Annotated in this window: 16 protein-coding genes; 4 read left to right on the top strand and 12 right to left on the bottom strand. The window is 68.0% G+C overall.

The genetic code is table 11. The features are described 5' to 3' along the window. Positions 1 to 90: 90 nt before the first annotated feature. The 6 genes from ACL9RL_RS19700 to ACL9RL_RS19675 form a co-directional block, all read right to left on the bottom strand. The gene (locus ACL9RL_RS19700; RefSeq protein WP_422781996.1) at positions 91 to 1,125 is read right to left on the bottom strand and encodes an N-acetylglucosamine kinase; all 1,035 of its coding nucleotides are present in this window, start codon (positions 1,123 to 1,125) and stop codon (positions 91 to 93) included. Further along, a complete protein-coding gene (locus tag ACL9RL_RS19695; RefSeq protein ID WP_422781995.1) occupies positions 1,113 to 2,378 on the bottom strand; it encodes a 6-phospho-beta-glucosidase in 1,266 nt (421 codons plus the stop codon). Before ACL9RL_RS19695 ends, ACL9RL_RS19700 begins: the two co-directional genes overlap by 13 nt. Before the next feature lie 7 nt (positions 2,379 to 2,385). Then, positions 2,386 to 3,300, bottom strand: coding sequence for a carbohydrate ABC transporter permease (locus ACL9RL_RS19690; protein ID WP_422781994.1), 915 nt, complete (start codon positions 3,298 to 3,300; stop codon positions 2,386 to 2,388). Next, on the bottom strand, positions 3,297 to 4,328 hold the full coding sequence (locus ACL9RL_RS19685; RefSeq protein WP_422781993.1) for a carbohydrate ABC transporter permease: 1,032 nt from the start codon (positions 4,326 to 4,328) through the stop codon (positions 3,297 to 3,299). Before ACL9RL_RS19685 ends, ACL9RL_RS19690 begins: the two co-directional genes overlap by 4 nt. 5 nt (positions 4,329 to 4,333) lie before the next feature. Continuing rightward, positions 4,334 to 5,674 (bottom strand): extracellular solute-binding protein, encoded by a 1,341-nt coding sequence (locus ACL9RL_RS19680; protein ID WP_422781992.1) that lies wholly within the window; start codon positions 5,672 to 5,674, stop codon positions 4,334 to 4,336. Positions 5,675 to 5,893: 219 nt separating this feature from the next. Continuing rightward, complete coding sequence (locus ACL9RL_RS19675) at positions 5,894 to 7,096, bottom strand: ROK family transcriptional regulator (RefSeq protein WP_422781991.1); 1,203 nt, start codon at positions 7,094 to 7,096, stop codon at positions 5,894 to 5,896. 330 nt (positions 7,097 to 7,426) lie between these two features. Between ACL9RL_RS19675 and ACL9RL_RS19670 the strand changes: the two genes are divergently transcribed. Together ACL9RL_RS19670 and zapE are read left to right on the top strand one after the other, a co-directional pair. Further along, entirely contained in the window at positions 7,427 to 8,944 is a 1,518-nt protein-coding gene (locus tag ACL9RL_RS19670) for a DUF222 domain-containing protein (protein WP_422781990.1), read from the top strand. A gap of 337 nt (positions 8,945 to 9,281) precedes the next feature. Then, positions 9,282 to 10,514: a cell division protein ZapE gene (zapE, locus tag ACL9RL_RS19665; protein ID WP_422781989.1), complete on the top strand. Its 1,233-nt coding sequence runs from the start codon at positions 9,282 to 9,284 to the stop codon at positions 10,512 to 10,514. A gap of 42 nt (positions 10,515 to 10,556) precedes the next feature. On the opposite strand, the gene ACL9RL_RS19660 is transcribed toward zapE, so the two are convergent. From ACL9RL_RS19660 to ACL9RL_RS19645, 4 genes are all read right to left on the bottom strand, one after another. Next, complete coding sequence (locus tag ACL9RL_RS19660; protein ID WP_422781988.1) at positions 10,557 to 11,480, bottom strand: ROK family protein; 924 nt, start codon at positions 11,478 to 11,480, stop codon at positions 10,557 to 10,559. Between the two features lie 3 nt (positions 11,481 to 11,483). Further along, positions 11,484 to 13,304: a class I mannose-6-phosphate isomerase gene (locus ACL9RL_RS19655; RefSeq protein WP_422781987.1), complete on the bottom strand. Its 1,821-nt coding sequence runs from the start codon at positions 13,302 to 13,304 to the stop codon at positions 11,484 to 11,486. A gap of 73 nt (positions 13,305 to 13,377) precedes the next feature. After that, entirely contained in the window at positions 13,378 to 14,466 is a 1,089-nt protein-coding gene (locus ACL9RL_RS19650; RefSeq protein WP_422781986.1) for a LacI family DNA-binding transcriptional regulator, read from the bottom strand. A 246-nt stretch (positions 14,467 to 14,712) separates the two neighbouring features. Next, positions 14,713 to 15,870: a glycerol dehydrogenase gene (locus ACL9RL_RS19645; RefSeq protein ID WP_422781985.1), complete on the bottom strand. Its 1,158-nt coding sequence runs from the start codon at positions 15,868 to 15,870 to the stop codon at positions 14,713 to 14,715. Between the two features lie 181 nt (positions 15,871 to 16,051). On the opposite strand from ACL9RL_RS19645, the gene ACL9RL_RS19640 reads away from it, so the two are divergent. Both ACL9RL_RS19640 and ACL9RL_RS19635 read left to right on the top strand, forming a co-directional pair. Beyond that, positions 16,052 to 16,612 (top strand): dihydrofolate reductase family protein, encoded by a 561-nt coding sequence (locus tag ACL9RL_RS19640; protein ID WP_422781984.1) that lies wholly within the window; start codon positions 16,052 to 16,054, stop codon positions 16,610 to 16,612. 239 nt (positions 16,613 to 16,851) lie between these two features. Then, the gene (locus ACL9RL_RS19635; RefSeq protein WP_422781983.1) at positions 16,852 to 17,823 is read left to right on the top strand and encodes a hypothetical protein; all 972 of its coding nucleotides are present in this window, start codon (positions 16,852 to 16,854) and stop codon (positions 17,821 to 17,823) included. A gap of 151 nt (positions 17,824 to 17,974) precedes the next feature. On the opposite strand, the gene ACL9RL_RS19630 is transcribed toward ACL9RL_RS19635, so the two are convergent. Further along, complete coding sequence (locus tag ACL9RL_RS19630) at positions 17,975 to 18,889, bottom strand: carbohydrate ABC transporter permease (RefSeq protein ID WP_422781982.1); 915 nt, start codon at positions 18,887 to 18,889, stop codon at positions 17,975 to 17,977. Beyond that, positions 18,886 to 19,722, bottom strand: coding sequence for a carbohydrate ABC transporter permease (locus tag ACL9RL_RS19625; RefSeq protein ID WP_422781981.1), 837 nt, complete (start codon positions 19,720 to 19,722; stop codon positions 18,886 to 18,888). Before ACL9RL_RS19625 ends, ACL9RL_RS19630 begins: the two co-directional genes overlap by 4 nt. Positions 19,723 to 19,835 lie beyond the last annotated feature (113 nt).

Below are 19,835 nucleotides of genomic sequence, written 5' to 3'. Positions count from 1 at the left end.
AGCGGGACCGGGGACGGATGCTGCGCGGGACCGGTCACTGAAGCTTGTCGAAGGGCGCCCTTCGACAGGCTCAGGGACCGGGGGCCTGGCTCAGGGACCGACGGGATCAGAGACGAGGCTGCGCCGGATGGCGGAGGCCAACGCGAGCGCCGCGGCTCCCGCGACCGGGGGCTCCTCGGTCACGAGGGGCACCGCGTTCGGCACCTCACGCGCCAGACCGGCAGTCACCCCGGCGAGCAGCCGTTCATCGCGCGCGGCGAGCACGCCCCCGCCGAGCACCACCGGCAGCGCCTGGCCCTCAAGGCCCAGACGACGGATCGCCGATGCTGCGAGCGCGACGATCTCCTCCGCCTGCCTGTCGATGACCGATGCTGCGACGGCATCGCCCTCCCGCGCCGCCCGGAACAGCACCGGCGAGAGCTGGATGAGCTCCGAGTGCGGCAACCGCCCGAAGTGGAGCGCCTCGATGACCTCCTGCACGTTCGGGAGGTCGAGCGCAGCAGGGACGAGCTCCGCGAGCACCGTCGCAGGGCCGCGGCCGTCGACGGCCCTCGCCGCGTGCCACAGGGCCTGCTCGCCGAGGAACCAGCCGCCGCCCCAGTCGCCGGAGATGCCGCCGAGCGCCGCGAACCGGGCGGTCTCCCCATCGGCCCGCACCCCCAGCGCGTTGATGCCCGTGCCGCACACGACGGCCACGGCGTCCGGCGCATCCGTCCCGGCGCGCAGCAGCGCGAACAGGTCGTTGTCGACGATGCTGCCCTCCGGGAACCAGTCGAACCCGGCGAGCGCATCGCGATAGGTGTCCATCTCGACCGGGAGGTCGAGACCGGAGAGGTACACCCCGGCGTGGAGCACAACGGGTGCCGTCCCGGCGACGCCGAGCGTCTCGGCAGCCTGACCGATGGCGTCCCAGACGAGTTCGTCGATCCGTGCGACCGACTCGCCCAGCCCCTCGAAGTGCGGCGACGATCCGGCACCACGCGAACGGCCGACGATCGGTCCGTCCTCGCGCATGACCACGACCTCGGTCTTCGATCCGCCGCCGTCGACCGCGACGACGAGCCGGGGCGCGCCGGAGCCCCAGGCGGCGTCCTCGGCCGCCTGCCCCGCGCTCACTTCGCCCACGGCAGGTACTCCCGGTTGCCCGCGAGGAGCAGGTCGGTGAGCTTCTCGGCGCGGTCCCACTGTCCGACGAGCGGGTGCGCGAGCATCGCCCGCACCACACGGTCGCGACCACCGTGGATCGCCGCGTCGAGGGCGAGGCGCTCGTACCCGGCGACGTGCGAGATGAGCCCCGCGACGTCGTCCGGCAGCGGTGCGATGGGGATCGCGACCGGGCCGTCCGCCGTGATGGCTGCGGAGACCTCGATCACGTGGTCGTCCGGCAGGAACGGGAGCGTGCCGTTATTCTGCAGGTTGACGGCCTGGATGGCCCCCGATCCGGTGCGGAGCGCCGCCATGAGGTCGACGGCCGACTCCGAGTAGAACGCGCCGCCGCGGCCCGCGAGCTCCACCGGCTTCGTGACGACGGACTCGTCCGCGTACAGCGCGAGGAGCTTCCGCTCGATCTCCTGCACGGCGTGCGCACGGGTCTCGCCGTGCTGCTGCTCCTCGAGGACCACGTCGTGGGCGTAGAAGTAGCGCAGGTAGTAGGACGGCACCATGTGCAGGTTCGACAGCAGGGCCTCCGGCAGCTCGACGTGCTCCGCGAGCTCGCCGAGGTGCTCCGCGAGGAGCGCCGGCATGATGTCCTCTGCCGAGCCGACGCGCTGCAGCGACCGCTCCCACGTGAGGTGGTTGAGGCCGACGTGGCCGAGCACGAGGTCCTCCGGCGCCGTGCCGACGAGCTCGGCGAAGTGCCGCTGGAACCCGATCGCCACGTTGCAGAGACCGACGGCGCGGTGCCCCTCCTGGAGGAGCGCACGCGTCACGATGCCGACGGGGTTCGTGAAGTCGATGATCCACGCATCCGGCTTCGCGTGCTTTCGGACCTCCTCGGCGACCCGGAGGACGACGGGGACGGTGCGCAGCGCCTTCGCGAAGCCGCCGGGGCCGGTGGTCTCCTGGCCGATGCAGCACGCCTCGTGCGGGAACGTCTCGTCACCGTGACGCGCATCCTGGCCGCCGATGCGGAGCTGGATGAGGACGACATCGGCATCCGAGACGCCGGCCACGACGTCGCTCGTCCGGTGAACCTTGGCCGGGTGGCCGTACTCCTGGAAGATGCGCTGGGAGATCCCGCCGACGAGCGACAGGCGCTCCTCGCTCGGGTCGACGAGCCAGACCTCGTCGATCGGCAACTGCTCGCGCAGACGCGCGAAGCCGTCGATGAGTTCGGGGGTGTAGGTGGAACCGCCACCGATCACAGTCAATTTCATTCGAAGATCATCCTTTGACGCCGGAGAGGGCGATGCCCTCAACGAACACTTTCTGAGCGAAGAAGAACACGACCACCACGGGGACGGTCACGAGCATCGTGATCGCCATCGTGAGTCCCCAGTCCGTGCCGTGCACGCTGCGGAAGGTCGCGAGGCCGTAGGCCACCGGCCAGGAGGCCGGGTTCTCTGAGGTGTAGAGGAGTGGTCCGTAGTAGTCGTTCCACGAGTGGAAGAACATAAACAGACCGGCCGCCGCGATGCCTGGGCGGGCCATCGGGACGATGACGCGCCACAGCACGCCCCACTCGCCGCACCCGTCCATGCGGGCCGCATCGGCGTACTCGCTGGGGATGGTGAGGAAGAACTGCCGCAGCAGGAAGATGGAGAACGCGTCGCCGAGCAGGTTCGGCAGGATCACCGGCCACAGGGTGCCCGTGAGGCCGAGCTGCGACCAGAACACGTAGATCGGGACCGCCGTGACCTGCGGCGGGAGCAGCATCGCCACGATGATCGCCAGGAAGATGAGGTTCGCTCCCCGGAACTTGATCTTCGCGAGGACGTACGCCGCCGGCACGCTCGACACGAGCATAAACACGGTCGCGAGCACGGCGTACATCGCCGAGTTCCCGAACCAGAGGGCGAGCGGAGCACGCGTGAACGCCTCCACGTAGTTCTCCCAGTGGAACGGATTCGGCCACAGCGAGGCCGTGAGCGTCTGATCGCTCGACATGAGCGAGGTCAGCGCGACGAACACGATCGGGAAGAGGAACAGCAGCCCCAGGACGATGAGCACGGCGTGCTCGGCGATCCAGGTCAGGCTGGCCCTCGTGGAGCGCTTCTTCGGCTCCGGGATCAGACGGCCGGGGACCATCTGGACGGGCGTCTGCTTGGCAGACGCCGCGGATGCGGTCGTGGCGCTCATTGGGCTCCCTCAGGGGTGAATGCTTTGACGCGGCGCAGCATGAACACGAGGATGATGGCGGCCACGATGAAGAGCACCACGGCGAGCGCACTCGCGTAACCGAGCTGGTAGTTGCTGAATCCACGCACGTACAACCACTGCGTGTAGGTGAGGAGCGACCCGTTCGGATACCCGAGGCCGGCCCCTGCCCCCTCCCCGACGGTCGCCTTCCCGCTCGCGACGCTCGAGGCGACGGCCGCTTCCGTGAAGTACTGGATCGCAGCGATCACCCCCGTTACGGCGGCGAACACGAGCACGGGTGAGATCGACGGGAGCGTCACGTACCGGAACTTCTGCGGACCGTTGGCCCCGTCGAGGGACGATGCCTCGTACAGCTCGCGGGGGACGTCGAGCAGTCCGGCGAGGAAGATGATCATGATGTCGCCCATGACCCACACGCCGAGGAGGACGAGCGACGGCTTCGCGAGTGCGGGGTCGTTGAACCACAGCGGCTTCGCAAGCCCCAGGGCTCCGAGGATCTGGTTCACCGGGCCGGTGCCAGGGTTGAAGAGGAACACGAACGCGACGACGCTCGCGACCGGCGGGACGAGCGCCGGCAGGTAGAAGAGGGTGCGCCAGAAGCCGCTCGCCTTCTTCGCCCGCGCCAACAGCCCGGCGACGGCGAGCGCGAACACGATCTTCACCGGCACGAGGACGATGACGAACCACAGCGTGTTGAAGACGGCCTCGACGACGCGGGGGTCCTTCGCGAACAGGTATTCGTAGTTGCGGAGACCGATCCACTCCGGCGGCGACACGAGGTCGAACTTCGTGAACGAGTAGTACACGCTCGCGATGAGGGGGTAGACGAAGAAGATGACGAGTCCGGCCAGGGCCGGGGCGAGCATGAACCAGATCGCCCAGCGACGCTGGGGACGACGCGGCGCGCGCGGAACCGTGAGGTCCGGGCGACCGGTCGATCCGGCCCCGCCCGCCGACGGGCGCACGGCAGGTGCGCGCCCGTCGGTGGAAGGAGTGGTGGTGGTCATGGTCGTTACGGACCCGTCGTCAGAGCGATCGCGTCGTCGACCTGCTGGTCGACGTCCTTGAGCCCCTTGGCGAGGTCCTTCGACGGGTCTGCCTGGTAGGCGCGCCAGAAGTCCTCGAAGGTCTGCTGGTAGCCGGCGCCGACCGGGCTCGGCGGGGTCGTGGCCGACTTCGGGTTCTCGGCGATGTCGAGGAAGGTCTGGAACTGTTCGCTCACCTCGAGCTTCGGCGAGTGCAGCGCGTCCTTCGTGGTCGGCACGTTCTTGAGGCCGTTCGAGAGCTTCACCACGGCATCGGTGTCGGTCGTCAGGTACTTGAGCAGCGCCCACGCGAGCTCCGGGTTCTGCGAACCCTTCGCGATGCCGGCGATGTTGCCCGTGATGTAGCCGGCGCCGTACTGGTCCTCGTGACCGTCGGCCGCCGGGAACGGGGCCGTGCCGTAGTTGAGGTCGGGCTTCTGGTCGTGGATGAACGCCGTGCGGTACTCGCCGTCCATGTTCATCGCGACCTGACCGGTCTGGAACGCGTTGTCACCGGAGAACTCCTGGCCGAGACCGGCCGTGAACGCCTGCAGCTTGTCGTAGCCGATCTTCTGCACGTACGCGGTCTGCCAGTTGATCAGATCGGTCCAGCCCTTCGAGCTGCCGATCGCACTCGACCCGTCCTTGTTCAGCCACTGCGCGTCGGCCAGCGGGCCGTAGTGCGACGCAGCGTTCTCGTAGTAGCCCATCAGCGGGTTGAAGCCGAGCGTCTTGATCGACCCGTCCGCGTTGAAGGTCGTGAGCTTGTCCGCGATGCTCTCGAGCTCGCTGAGCGTCTTCGGCGGGGCCGTGACACCCACCGATGCGAGGAGGTCCTTGTTGTAGTACAGGCCGTACACGTCGGCGAGCACTGGCATCGCGCACTGCTTGCCGTCGAACTGCACGTAGCTGCGGACGGTGTCCGAGAACTGGTTCAGGTCGACCTTGTCGCGCTTGATGTAGTCGTTCAGGTTGCGGAACGCGCCACTGGAGCAGAAGTTGCCGACCACATCGGTCGAGTAGGAGAGGCCGACGTCGACCGACTTGCCTGCGGCGATCGCCTTCCGCAGCTTCTCGTCGTCCTGGCCGGCGTGGACCTCGACCTTGACCTTCGGGTTCGCCTTCTCGAAGTCGTCGACGACGGACTGGATGACATCGCCCTCGCGGTCGGAGAAGAAGTGCCAGAGCGACACGGTTCCCTCAAGGGTGGACGGGGCCTTCTCTGCGACGGCGTCCGACGCGCCCCCGCCGGACGAACAGCCGGCGAGCACGGTGACGGCGGCCGCGACGAGCGCGGTCGTCGTGAACAGTTTGGAACGGGTGTGCACGGTGGATCCTCTCTGATTGCTTCGTGATGTGTTGGTGCTGTTGGTGCAGTGGTGGAGACGTGCTGATGGCGCGACGAGTACTGGCACCCTGCGGTGCCAGGTCACTGAGCGGGACCCGGTCACTGAGCTTGTCGAAGTGCGCCCTTCGACGAGCTCAGGGACCGGTGGTCGCGGTCGGGGTCCGGTGGTCGCGGTCGGGACCGTGGTGCGCGCGCCCCGCTAGGCGACCGCTATCCGGTCGACCTCGTCGAAGAGCCGTGCGCGCAGCTCTCCGATGAGGACGTCCCTCGCCCCGTGGAGCACGGGGAGTCGTTCCACGGACGATGCGACGACCCGCGGCCGCCATCTCGTCGAACGGACGATGTGCTCGCCGACGGCGTGCGCGAGCGCATCGCCGCCTGCCGCTCCCGTCGGCCCGCCGAGCACGACCCGCTGTGGGTCGAGGAGGGCGAGCACGGGAACGATGCCCATGGCGATGCGGGGGGCGAGCTCGGCGATGATCGCCTCGCGTGCCGGTCCGCTCGTCAGGAGTTCGAGGGCTGCTTCGTAGTCGGCGGGGGTGATCGCCTCCGGTGCAGCCGAACCGGTGGTCCGGTGTGCGATGCGCGTGACGGCGTCGGGCCCGATGAGGTCCTGCAGGTCGTCGGCGGCCGGGTCGAAGGCGCTCGCTTCACGGGTCACCGGGAGGTAGCCGATCTCGCCAGCGCCGCCGGACGCGCCCCGGTGCAGGGTTCCGGCGAGATCGACGGCGAGGCCGAGGCCGTCGCCCATCCACAGCAGTGCGAAGCTCGCGGCGTCGGCGCACACGCCGGTCGCGCGTTCGGCGATGGCGGCGAGGTTGACGTCGTTGTCGAGGTGCACGATGCGGCCCGTCGCGGCTTCGAGGACGGCGCGGATGCCCTCGCTCTGCCACCCGGGCATGCTCTCGGCGAAGGCAAGTTCGTCGGTGTCCGCGTCGTAGGAGCCCTGCACGGCGACGTTCACGAGGCGGACGGTCGCCGGGTCGATGTCGGCTGCCGTGGTGGCCGCGGCGATCGCCTCGACGATGTCGGCGACGGCCGAGCGCTCCCCGTCGACGGTCGGGGTGATCGTGATCGGGTATTCGGTGCCGCTCGCGTCGACGATCACGGAGCGGATGAGGGTGGGGGTCACGTCGATGGCGACGCCGAGGGTGCGGTCGGTGCGGACGGCGTAGCTGGCGGCGCTCGGGCCGCGGCCGGCGGAGACGGTGCCGACGGTGTGGATGAGGCCCGCGGTTTCGAGGCGCTGCACCATCTGCGAGGCGGTCGGCTTCGAGAGGCCGGACAGTTCGCCGAGGCGGAGCCTGGTGAGCTCGCCGTGTTCGAGGAGCAGCTCGAGGGCCGTCCGGTCGTTCGTCGAACGAAGCCATGACGGGGTGCCGCGCAGTGTGCGATCGCTCATGGGTCTCCCGATCCCTCCGTTGGAATCCAATTGTTCTCCGTGAATATAACAGGAAAGTTTCCTAACAGTAAAGACCGTGTTTCCCTTCGGACCGTCGAGCGACCTCCGCCCCCGGTCACCGAGCCCGTCGAAGTGCCCACCTTCGCCGCCGCGGCAACTCGGCCCCGGTCACCCGGTCCTCGGTCGCCCGGTCACTGGTCACCCGGCCACCCGGTCACCCGGTCACCCGGTCACTGAGCTTGTCGATGTGCCCACCCCGCACCCGAGAAGTTCTCCACAGCTTTCTTCGAACCCCTGTTCTATTATTCACCTCCCTGGTATTCTTGATGAGTGGACATACCTTCGACGCCAGATCAGATCGCCGCACTCATCACGAGCCTCGGCGAGCAGATCCTCGCGCAATGCGCCGTCATCGCCACAGCCGAGGCACAGCTCGCTCACCTCTACGCCGACGCCGCTCGGGTCTCCGACATCACCGCGCTCACCACCATGCCCGCCGGCACCTCGCCCGAACGCGCCCGGAGCCTCGCTCGGCTGTCCCTGCAGCTGGAACTCTCCGCGATGACCCGCATCCCAGAACGCACCGTCCAACGCCGAATCAACGAATCAGAAGTCCTCGTCAGCCAGCTTCCGGACACGCTCGCCGCCCTCGCCACCGGCATGATCTCGGCTGGGCATGCCAGGGTCATCGTGGACCAACTGGCCGATGTGGACCCGGCTGACCGGGCAGAGTTCGAAACCCGCATCCTCCCCATCGCGAAGACGCACACCGCGGCCCAACTGCAACACACGGCCCGGAAACTCCGTGAACAGCTCCACCCGACCACCATCGCCGCACGCCACCACCGCGCGAAGCACGAACGCCACGTCACCCTCACTCCAGCCGCCGACGGCATGTCCTGGCTCTCCATCCTCACCACGGCGCCCATCGCGACCGCCGCCTACAACCGGCTCCAGGCGCTCACCGCCGGCGCCAAGCATCGAGGCGATGCCCGCACTCGCGCACAGCTTATGACCGACAACGCCCAGAGCCTCCTCCTCTTCGGCATCACCGCTTCTTCCGGGGCGCCGGTTCCGATGGCCCCTACCGATCCGGTCACGACAGCACCGGCCGTCACCGACACAGACGACGAGATCCCGATCTGGGCCGCAACGACCACCCCACCCGCAAGAACCACCCCACCGATCACTGCCACCCCGCCCACCACTACCAGCCCACCTCGGGCCGCAGAACATGAGGTCCCAACTGCTCCACCTGTGAACCCTCCGGAACTCGCGCCACTCCCCACGATCGAGGAGATCACCGAAGGCATCGTTCCCACCGTCCACCTCACCGTCCCCGTCCTCACCCTCCTCGGTGAGAGGAACGACCCAGGCAGCCTCGAAGGCTACGGACCCATCGACCCGGAGACCGCGGCGCGGCTCACCGTCAACGCGAAGTCATTCACCAGGATCCTCACCCATCCGGAAAGCGGCGCCGTGCTCTCCGTCGGCCGAGACCGATACACACCACCCGGAGACCTCGCTCGCGCCCTCGCCATCCGGGACACCCATTGCCGGGCACCCGGATGCAACCGGCTCGCCAAGGGATGCGACCTCGACCACACCATCCCCTGGTCCGCCGGAGGTGAAACGTCCGCCGAGAACCTCGCCCACCTCTGTCCGAAACACCATCACGTGAAACACGACACCAACTGGACCCTCGCCCCCGCACCCAATGGGACGCTGCACTGGACCAGCCCGAGCGGCGAGACGTTCACCACCGAACCAGATCCACCCGACTGGTACCCCCTGGCTCCGCTCCCGCCCCCACCTCGAACCACCGACACCGCACACACCGGTCCCTGACCGAACACACCTCGGTCACTGAGCGAGCACACCTCGGTCACTGAGCGAGCACACCTCGGTCACTGAGCCTGTCGAAGTGCCCGCGGCAGAACGACCCTTCGACAAGCTCAGGGACCGGGGTGGACGTTGTGCGGAGCCACCGAAGCCCCCATCACACAACCGAACCCACCCGGTCACTGAGCCTGTCGAAGTGCCCGCGGCACGACCACACGCCCCGACCCTTCGACAAGCTCAGGGACCGAACGCACCCGGTCACTGAGCTTGTCGAAGTGCACCAGCACAACCGCACAGCTCAGGGACCGGTGACGGGTGCCCGTAGGCTGACCGAGGAGGATCGATGACGCAGCAGGACACCACCACCGACCGGACGCACGGCGACCACACCAGCAGCAGCGACAGCCAACCCACGTCGACGACGCTCCACGCGATCGAGACCGCAGCGACGGCAGCGGGGTTCGCACTCGATCCGGCACAGCGCGTTGTCGCAGAACGACTCGCTGCTCTCGGCGACGCGGTCATCGACTCCACGCCTGACCGCCCACTCCCCCGCAGCCTCTACCTGTGGGGGCCGGCCGGCCGCGGCAAGACCTGGCTGCTCGACGCGTGCTTCGACGCGCTCCCGACGACCGCGAAGAAGCGCGTGCACTTCCACTCGTTCTTCCGGGCGCTGCACCTCGCGATCCACACGCACCGCACCGCTGCTGCGGAGGCCGCGCGAGCAGCGGCACCCGCCGCCGCAACCGCCGCCTCATCGACCCCACCAGCACCGACCGCACCCTCAGCGACCACCACGACCGCCTTCGTCTCAGCCCGCGCGGCGGCGACCGCGGTGACCAACGCCGTGGACGCGGCGGTCGACGAACTGCTCGACGGCGCATCGGTCGTCTACTTCGACGAGCTCCACGTCCACGACCCGGGCGACGCGACACTGATCACGAAGCTCCTCCTGGCGCTCTTCGACCGCGACGTGACGCTCATCGCGAGCTCCAACTACGCACCGGGCGATCTTCTGCCCGACCCGGTCTACCATCACATCTTCGAACCGGGCATCGCGCTCATCGAAGCAAACATGGACATCGTGCGACTCGATGGGGACGTCGACCACCGGCACGCGGAGCCGAGCGTCGCCCGCGAGGGGTTCGCCCGCGGATCGTGGATCAGCCCGGGCTCCGGGGCGCAACTCGCGTCACTCGGCCTGGACCGGCCGACGGAGGACGAACGCACGGACCTCCCGATCAGCGGTCACGTGTTCACCGCGCTCGCGGTACGCGGCGACACGGTCTGGTTCGCGTGCGCCGACCTCCTCGAAGCGAAGACGTCGGTCGGCGATTATCTCGCCTGGGCCGCCAGCTTCGACCGTTGGATCCTCGATGACGTCCCGTCACCGACCGAGCTGACTCGAGAGGCGAGGATGCGGTTCGTCCACCTCGTCGACGCGCTGTGTGACCTCGGCAAGGAGTTGCACGTCATCGCCGCCGGCCCGCGCGACGAGTTCGTGAACGCCCCGGTGTTCGCGAGGGACTTCTTCCGCACCGCCAGCCGACTCGCGATGCTCCGCACGGACGTCTGACCGTCGTCACCCGGTCGTCCTCCCGACTGTTCACCCGGCCATTCACCCGGTCAGGCGCGACGCGAACGCCGCAGCGCCGATGAGCGGCGCTGCATCGCCTAGACTCGCCGGGACGAGGACGGCTCCCGTCTCACCGATCGCCTCCCGCATCGGCTCTTCCACCAGATCCCACGACCGGGCGATGGATCCGCCCACGACGATCGCGTCTGCCTCGAACCGCTGCACCCACCCCGCGAGTGAACGCCCGAGGACGGTCATCGTCGTTGTGAACACCTCGATCGCCGCCCGTTCGCCGGCGCGTGCGCGCTTGGCGATCGTATGGACGTCGACGAGCTCACCCGCCGCACGCAGGTACGCCGCGCGCATCGCCCGCCGGGAGACGACGTCCTCCAGCGGGGCGCCGTTGTGTTCGACGCGGTACATCCAGCCGTGCGGCGGGACGCGCTCGCCCTCGTCGACGACGACGCCGTCGGCGATGAACGCCGAACCGACACCGGTGCCGAGGGTCAGGCAGACGACGCGTCGGTGATCCCGCCCGGCGCCGCCGGCGCGCTCGCCGAGCGCGAACGCGGTCGCATCGTTGACGAACGCGGTGTCGGACAGGCTCCCCCGCATCGCCTCCCGGAGCGCCGCCCCCAGGTCGAAGCCGTTGAGACTGTCGAACTTGCCGACGCCCTCGTAGCGGCCGATGCCGGCGTCGACGTCGAACGGCCCGGGGATCGCGACGCCCCAGCGCACCGGCTCCGACACCCCGAGGCGCGCACCGGCCTCCACGATCGTGGCGACCACGGAGGCCGCATCGCCTGCGGAGTGCAGCGGGAAGCGATGCTCTTCGATGACGCGGGGTCGGGATCCGACCGGCGTCGCGGTCGCGGTCCCGGTCGCCTCCGGCTCCGGCTCAACGAGCGCCGCCGTGACGTGCGTGCCGCCGATCTCCAGGACCGGTACTCCTGCTCGTACGACCATCGATCAGCCCTCCATCGCGGTGCCGCGAACGGACGCCTTGACCGTGCCGAGCGTCCGGCCGATGCCCGCGCCGTGCGGTCGGATCGTGTACGGCCCCACCGCAGCCGGCACGATGAACGTCTCCGCGTAGTGCACCACGAACGGCTCGAACGCACCGGTCGGGCTCTCGATGATCGCCTCCGGCCCCTCGACGAGGTTGAGGACGTTGACGGTCCCGAGCGTGTTGTGCTCGACGGGTGCCGTGAACCAGTGGCGGCGGACCTCGATGAACTCCAGCTCGTGCAGGCCCGTCCGCTCCTCGGTCCAACCCTCGCCCGAAGCGATCTGTTCGACCCGGTCGACGAGGTTCGCATCGGTCCAGGCGGTGTCGCGGTCCCACTCGATGTTCTTCGCGGCGTGCTCCAGGTGGATCGGGCGCGGCTTGCCGTCGAGGCCGACGCGCTCCCAGTCCCACATCTTGAACGTGAAGATGAACGGGGTGGCGGAGATCTCCAACACCATCGAGCCGGCGCCGCTGCAGTGCACCGTCCCCGCGGGGATCAGGAAGTGGTCGTGCTTCTTCGCCGGGTAGGTATTGACGTAGTCCTCGACCGGGAACACGATTTCGCCGGCGCTCGCGCGCTCCAGGTCGTGCAGCATCGCCCGCTTGTCGACATCCGTCTGCAACCCCAGGTAGACGACCGCGTCATCGACGGCGTCGAGCAGGTAGTAGCTCTCATCCTGCGTGTAGTGCATGCCGAAGGTGTGCTGGATGTAGTCGGTCAACGGGTGGACCTGCAACGACAGGTTGCCGCCCTCCATCGTGTCCAGGAGGTCGAATCGGATGGGGAACTCCGCCCCGAAGCGGGCGAAGGTCGAGGCGCCGAGCAGTTCTCGGGGGAACGCGAAAACCAGGTCGCTGGCCGGCAGTTCGATGATCTGGTCACCGACGGCGAGGAGCAGGCTGTTCTCCTCCGGGACGCCGTCGAAGCACCAGGCGTAGTTGACGGCTTCTTCATCGAGGCCGCACACCTGCTTCATCCATTGGCCGCCCCAGACGCCAGGGTCGAAGAACGGGACGACCCGGAACGGCGATGCGGCGGTCGCGCGCAGACCCTCCCAGAACGTGTCGCCGGTGATCAACTTGGCGTCGCCGACCGAGGCGTTCGTGTCCAGGACGTAGTCGACGTCCAGCAGGAGGCTGCGTTTGTGGCGGTCCGCGACGCGCCATTCGACGAAGAAGCCGCGCTTGTACTTCCGCAGGGGGTCCTCCGCGCCGTTGGCCGAGCGCCAGTTGGGCGCCCCTGCGCGCTGACGCCGCTGGATCTCCCACCGCGCGAGGTCGGCGAGGACGAGCACGTCCGCGTCGGGCGCCGCGAGTCGTGCACCCCAGCCGACGACGACGATGGGGCGGGTGCGTGCGGCGATCCGGTCGCGCAGCGCGTCGAGCTCGGCCGCGTCGTAGAACGCATCGAGGTCGAGGTGGTTGAGCACACCGAACACGCGGTCGTCGGTGAGGGAATCGGCGAGCATCGCATCGATGTCGGCGATGGGCTTCGCGGCCTCCGACTCGACATCGATGATCTGGAACCCGACGAGTGCCGTTCCGAGCTCGGCGACGAGCGCCGGCAGATCCACGCCGGGGTAGGTGTCGATGGCGATCACGGGCGCATGAGCGGCGTCGCGGGCAGTGTCGAGTGCCGTGCGACGCAGCTCCTGCCAGGCGTCGGCGCCGACCCACGCACGGTGCGTCTCGTCGAGTCTCGTCGCAGGGGCCCTGTTGTAGGCGCTGGGCGGGCTGATGGGCGGGGTGATGGGGGTGGTGGTGGGGGTGTGGAGTTCCACTGTGGTGCATCCTTTCGGCTTTGGTAACGTTATCAATCCGGGTGCGACAACATGAGTGACGCCGCGGGGCGGGTCAGTTCACGATGAGGCGGGTGGGGAGTTCGACGATGCGTGCGGGCGCACTCCGAGGAATCCCGGACGATCGATCGACGATCATCCGGCCGGCCGTACGCCCGAGTTCACGCGCGTCGTGGTCGATGACCGACAGATCGAACGGCATCACGTCGGAGAGTTCGACACTGTCGAAACCGATGATGCGGATGGCCCTGGGATCGAGCCCCGCATCGACGATCGCGCGCAAGACCCCGACCGTGTTCCGGTTGTTCGCACTGAACACGGCGGTCGGCGGCTGTTCGAGACCGAGGAGGTCGAGCATCGCCCCCCTCGCTGCGGCCGAGTCGTTCGGACCGGCGCGCACGAGCAGCGGATCGACCGTGAGTCCGGCTTCTTCGTGGGCGCGGGTGAAGCCGTCGAATCGGCGGCGACTCGTGAAGACGGACACCAGATTGCCGATGTAGGCGATGCGGGTGTGCCCCTCGGCGATGAGCCGCTTGGCGCCCTCGTAGGCGCCCGTCACATCGTCGATGAGCACCGTGTCGGCGTGGATTCCGGGCAACTCGCGCGATGCGAGCACCAGCGGGATCCGCGCGAGCTGCACGGCTTCGAGATGCTCGGCCCCTCCGGCACCTGCCCCGTCGAGCTCTCCCCCCGACGACGGGACGACGATCAGCCCGTCGACCTGTCGACCGACGAAATCGTCGACGAGCGCACGCTCCTTCGCGACATCGTCTCCGCTGTTGCCGACCAGGATCCGCATCTCCTCGGCGGACAGCACCTCTTCGATGCCCTGCTGCACTTCGGCGTAGTAGGGGTTGGACACGTTGGTGATGATGACGCCGACGAGCCCCGTCCGCTGGCCGGGGCGGATGCTGCGCGCGTTCTCGTTGCGACGGTATCCGAGAGTCGCGACGGCGTCGGTGACGAGCTTGACCTTGTCCGGGCGGACGTTCTTGCCGCCATGCAGCACGCGGGACACCGTCATCGGAGACACTCCGGCGAGCGCGGCCACGTCCGTGATGGTCGGCACACCCGATCGGTAGGGCGGTGCGGCGTCGATGCGAGCGGCCAGGTGGGCGGCACCGGGCACATCGGGTGCACTCAAGCCCTCCACGGCACCCTCCCTTCGACGACCTGCACGGATGTCAATACTGACATACCTTGGGAACGATACCAAGCCTCGTCCGACGTGATCACTCACGGGGTGACCTTCATCCCTATTCGCGTGCGGCCTCGGCGAGGTTTGGGCGGACAGAGCTTCTCGCTGAAGTACCTCGGCACCGAAGTCGCGCACATTGCACAGTTCGCTGCCCGGCGACACCGCCACCGGACAGCGAACCGGCTCACCTGATCAGTGCGCGCGGTAGAACTCAGGCTCTGGCAGACCGGCCTCGCTCCGCACCCGTCGCGACAACCGCTCGATCGAGAGCAACGCCGACACGACATCGCTCGCTCGTACCTCGAACGGCATGTTGTGGATGGTCTCCCCCTCAACCGTCGCCGCATCAGCGACGAGGCGCAGCTCATCGAGGTTCCCGGTCGTCAGGCCGATTTCGGTGAGCGTCGTGGGGAGCCCGACTCGCGTCGTGAACTCGATGAAGTCGGTGATTTCGGACGTCGGCGCACCCTCCAGAATGAGCTGGGTGAGCGAGCCGATGTTCACCTTCTGCCCGTGAGCCAGGCCGTGGGTCTGCGGTGCGGCCGTCAACCCGTTGTGGATGGCGTGCGCTGCGGCGAGGCCACCGGACTCGAACCCCAGACCGGAGAGGAGCGTGTTCGCCTCGATCACCTTCTCCACCGACGGCGTGACGAGGTTATCCCGCACGGCATCGAGCGCCGGCAGCGCGTTGTCCCACAGGACGTCCCAGCTGAGCTTCGCGAGAGCGGTTCCGGTGAGCGTCGGCACACCGCCCGCCATCGTCAACGAACTGGAGCGTGAGGTCGCCCGCGCCTCCAGCCACGTCGCGAGGGCATCCCCGACGCCGGCGGCGAGGAACTCGGCCGGCGCGTTCGCGACCAGTTGCGAATCCACGAGCACCAGATCCGGGTTCCGCGGGAAGAAGCGGTACTCCTCGAACGCCCCCTCCTCGGTGTAGACCACGGCGAGCGCCGACGTCGGCGCATCGGTCGAGGCGACCGTGGGAACGGTCACCCATCGGATGTCGGCGAGGGATCCGGCGGCTTTCACGGCATCAATGGCGCTGCCGCCACCGACGGCGACGACGACGTCAGCACCGGCGTCGGAGATCACACCCACCAGACGGTCGATCTCCGCCGACGTCGCGAGACCGTTGAATCGTTCACGTCGGAACGGAAGGTCCGCGCTGGACAGGGAGGCCTCGACATCGTGGCCGACGAAGCCCCACACCACGTCATCGGAGACGATGAGGGGCACGGAGCCGATGGGGCTGAGGAACTCCCCGAGGCGTGTGATGGCCCCGGGACCCTGGACGTAGCGACCAGGGCTGATGACGGATCGGACGGGACGCTGAGTTGTTGAGGTGGACATGGTTCTCCTCTGACTTCGGTGTCGGGTTCGCGGGGTTCCGCACTTCGACGGTAGGACGACCGCCTGAGCATCCTGTGCGTTTCGCACCGACGAAATGCGGTATGCGATGCTTCACCCGACCCGTGGAGTTCAGGGAAAACCAGGGGTTGCCTTGCAAGCAGGACCGTGGAAGATTCACAACATGCTGATCTTCTCGATGAGCGTTTCCACCGACGGATTCATCTCGGACCGCCAGGGCGATTTCGCGTGGGGCACCCCGAGCGACGAACTCTTCCAGTTCCACCTCGACGAGGTCAGTGCGCTCGACGCGCACCTGCTCGGCCGCCACCTCTACGAGACGATGCAGGTCTGGGAGACCGATCCGTCGTTCCGGGTGACCGCAGCGGACATCGCCTTCGCCGACGTGTGGACGGCTCTGCCGAAGGTCGTCTTCAGCCGGACGCTGACCGCGGTCGAGGGCAACGCACGCCTCGCGGAAGGATCGGTGGCCGAGGAGGTGGCCGCAGCACTCCGCTCCGACGACGGCGCCGAACGCACCGTCGCGATCGGCGGGGCCGGCCTCGCAGCCGAAGCCATCCGCCTCGACCTCGTCGATGAGCTGCGCATGTTCCGCTACCCGATCATCGTCGGCGGCGGGACGCCATTCCTGCCGCCGGTCACCCGCAACCTGCCCCTCGCACTCGTCGAGACCCGCACGTTCGGCGACCGTGTGGTCTTCGAACGGTACCGCCGCACCCGGTAGTCGCCGGCTGTCACGAAGCCGGATCGACACTCGGTGCCGAGTGCGCAAGAAATACGCATTCTCGTCGCCCGAGCTATAACTACCCGACACCTGCTGGCTAGCATCAGGTACCCCATTCGGGGTACGGCCAGGACCCGAAGAACTGCCGTCCCGACGACAGCGACGTCTTGGCCTGTCCTGGTGCGTCCGAGTCCTGAGCGCCGTTTTTCGCACCCATCAGGAACGGATACCTCAGAACCATGTTTGAACGCCACGCGAAAGCAGTCGCAGGCACCGCCCTCGGCGCCGCGATCCTCGCCATCTCCATCGCCACAGCGGCACCCGCATCGGCCGCGGACACCGAGATCACCATCCCGGACCAGGCACTCAGGGCCTGCCTCAACGGAGCGCTCGGGCAGGAGCCGGACGCCGTCGTCCTCCAAGGGCAGGTGAGCGACCCCGGTCTCGGCATCAGCGCGAACTGCGCCAACCTCGGCATCACCGATCTGACCGGCATCGAATACTTCACCGGACTGCGGTTCCTCGCGCTCGACGGCAACGACATCAGCGATGCCGCTCCGCTCGGCGGACTCGGACGCAACCTCACCGCGATCGGGAGGACGCTCGGCGACATCCATATCCAGAACAACCACATCGCCGATCTCGCCGCGCTCAAGGACCTGGTCGTGCAGTACTACTTCTTCGCAACCGACCAGCGCGTCACGCTCCCGACAGTCGCCCCGCTCGCGGTTATCGCGAACCCGATCACGAACCAGGACGGCTCGGTCATTGTCCCGACGTCCGACGACCCAGGATTCCGCTACGACGCGGCGACGAACACGTTCACCTTCGCAACGGGTGGCGAGAAGGTCCTCACTTGGTCGGCGCCGCTGACGCCGGGCAGCCAGAACTACCAGTACGAGACCTCCGGAACGATCACCGTCCGGATCGCGTCGAGGACGACCGATGGCACCGGCGGCGGAACCGATGGCGGCACGGGCGGAACGGGCGGCGGCACCGGCGGCGGAACAGGCGGCTCGACGCCCAGCGGTTCCGGTGCAGGCTCCCCCGCGACCGCCGGGAACAGCGCTGAACTGGCCGCCACCGGACCGGAGATCAACGCTCCGGCGCTCGCGGCAGGCACCGCACTCGTGCTCGGTCTCGGCGCGCTCGCGCTGACATCCGGCGTGAGCCGCCGTCGCGCGTACGCGCAGAACCGCATCGCCGCGTAACGTCCCGCGGCCGCACGACACCGCACGGCAGCAGGAGAACCGCACCACAGAAGGACGCGCTCGCGAGAGCATCCTTCTGTGGTGCGGTTCTCCTTGTCTCGGGCGGGCGGGAGCACGCACGAACGCACGCACGCACGCACGTGCGGCCCCGCTACTCCTTCGTCGAGCCAGCGAGCATCCCGGAGACGAGCGCCTTCTGCGAGAACAGGAACAGCACGAGGACCGGCAGGATCGCGATGATGATCGCGAGCGCCAGCTCCGGGCTCGTGATGTTGAGGCCGGCACCGGCGACCGGATTGAAGGACGGCGTCGACGACAGCAGCTGGTTGAGTCCGACCTGGATCGGGAACTGATCGCTGTTCGGCAACACGAGGTACGGCAGGAAGAAGTTGTTCCAGTTGCCGACGAAGCTGAAGAACGCCACGAGCGCGATCACGGGCTTCGCGAGCGGCAGCGCGATGCTGCGGAACACCTGCCACTCGCTCGCACCATCCATCCGCGCAGCCGCGAGCATGTCCCGCGGCAGACTCGTCGCGAAGTAGATGTACACGAGGTACACGCCGAACGGGTAGAACGAGAACGGCAGGATGATCGACCACACCGTGCCGATGAGCCCGAACAGGTTGAGCTCCAAGAAGATCGGCAGCACGAGCGCTGCGGACGGCATGATCATGACCACGAGCGTCACCGTCAAGAGCATCTTCCGACCGCGGAAGTTCGTCAGTGCGAGCGCGTACCCGGCCGTGACACTCGTCAGGAGCGTCAGGATGAGCGAACCGATCGAGTAGATCGCCGAGTTGCCGAGCCACAGGAAGATCGCGCCGTTCTGGAAGTGCACGAGGTGGTTCCACGCCGCCCCCAGCTGCTCGAAGGAACCGAACGCGAGCGGGAACTCCGAGATGAGCTCCGACGCCGTCTTCGTCGGCGCGAGCAGCAGCCACACGGCCGGCAGGACGAAGAAGATGAGCAGCGCCGTGAGGATGATGACGACGACGGCCGTCGAGGAGAACGACGAGACCTTCGCCTTCGCGCCGTCCCTGGTGCGCATCCGATCGATCGTGGTCATTCTTCGTCCACCTTGAAGAGTCCAGAGCGTGTGACGAGCAGGCCGGCACACACGAGTCCGAGTACGAGCAGGAAGAGGGAGATCGCCGCAGCACCGTTGAAGTCGCCGTGCTGGAACGCGAAGACGTAGGCGAGCTGATTGGGCGACCACGTGGGCGACACCCGGCCGAGACTCGCAGTCTGCAACAGCTGCGGTTCGACGAAGAGCTGCGTGCCGGACGCGAACGCGAGGATGCCCATGTAGACGATCCACTTGCTGATCATCGGGATCTGGATGAACCAGGCCGACTTCCACGGCCCTGCCCCATCCATCCGCGCAGCCTCCAGGACCTCGTCGGAGATGTTGTTGAGCGCGCCGTACATCACCACGATCCAGCCGCCGGCCCCGGTCCAGAACGCGATCATCACGAAGATGACCGGCAGGTTCCCCGGGTCGAGGACCTGGGCGAAGGTGTCGAAGCCCATCGCACGCAGGAGCCCAGCAGCCGGGCTCACGTTCGGGTCGAGCATAAACAGCCAGACGAGGACACTCGCGACGCCGGCCAGCGCGCCAGGCAGGTAGTACAGGAAGCGGAACACCGCCGACAGGCCCGGCTTCATCCGGCTGCGGAGGATGACGGCCGTCACCACGGTCAGCACGATGATGAGCACGAGCCAGAGGACCAGGTACACGCCGATGTTGAGGAACGCCGGACCGAACCGGTAGTCGCCCATGACCTTGATGAACTGGCCGAGGCCCGTGAACTGGCCGCGGTCGTTCGTGAGCGACAGGTACACGGCGTACAGCGTCGGGAACACGCCGAACGCGAGGAGCAACAGGGTGTAGCCGGCCACGAAGACGTAGCCGGCGACACCGCCCCGGGGGGGGGGGCGGGAACGCCCCCAGGGGGGGGGGGGGGGGGGGGCGAGGGGGGAGTAGGGAGGGGTAGTGGCGGGGTTCGACGACG

Origin of the sequence: Plantibacter sp. Mn2098 (genome assembly GCF_049319745.1) — a bacterium.
Classification (GTDB): domain Bacteria; phylum Actinomycetota; class Actinomycetes; order Actinomycetales; family Microbacteriaceae; genus Plantibacter.
The sequence above is the reverse complement of the archived record's forward strand: the minus strand, read 5'-3'. Positions and strand labels throughout refer to the sequence as shown.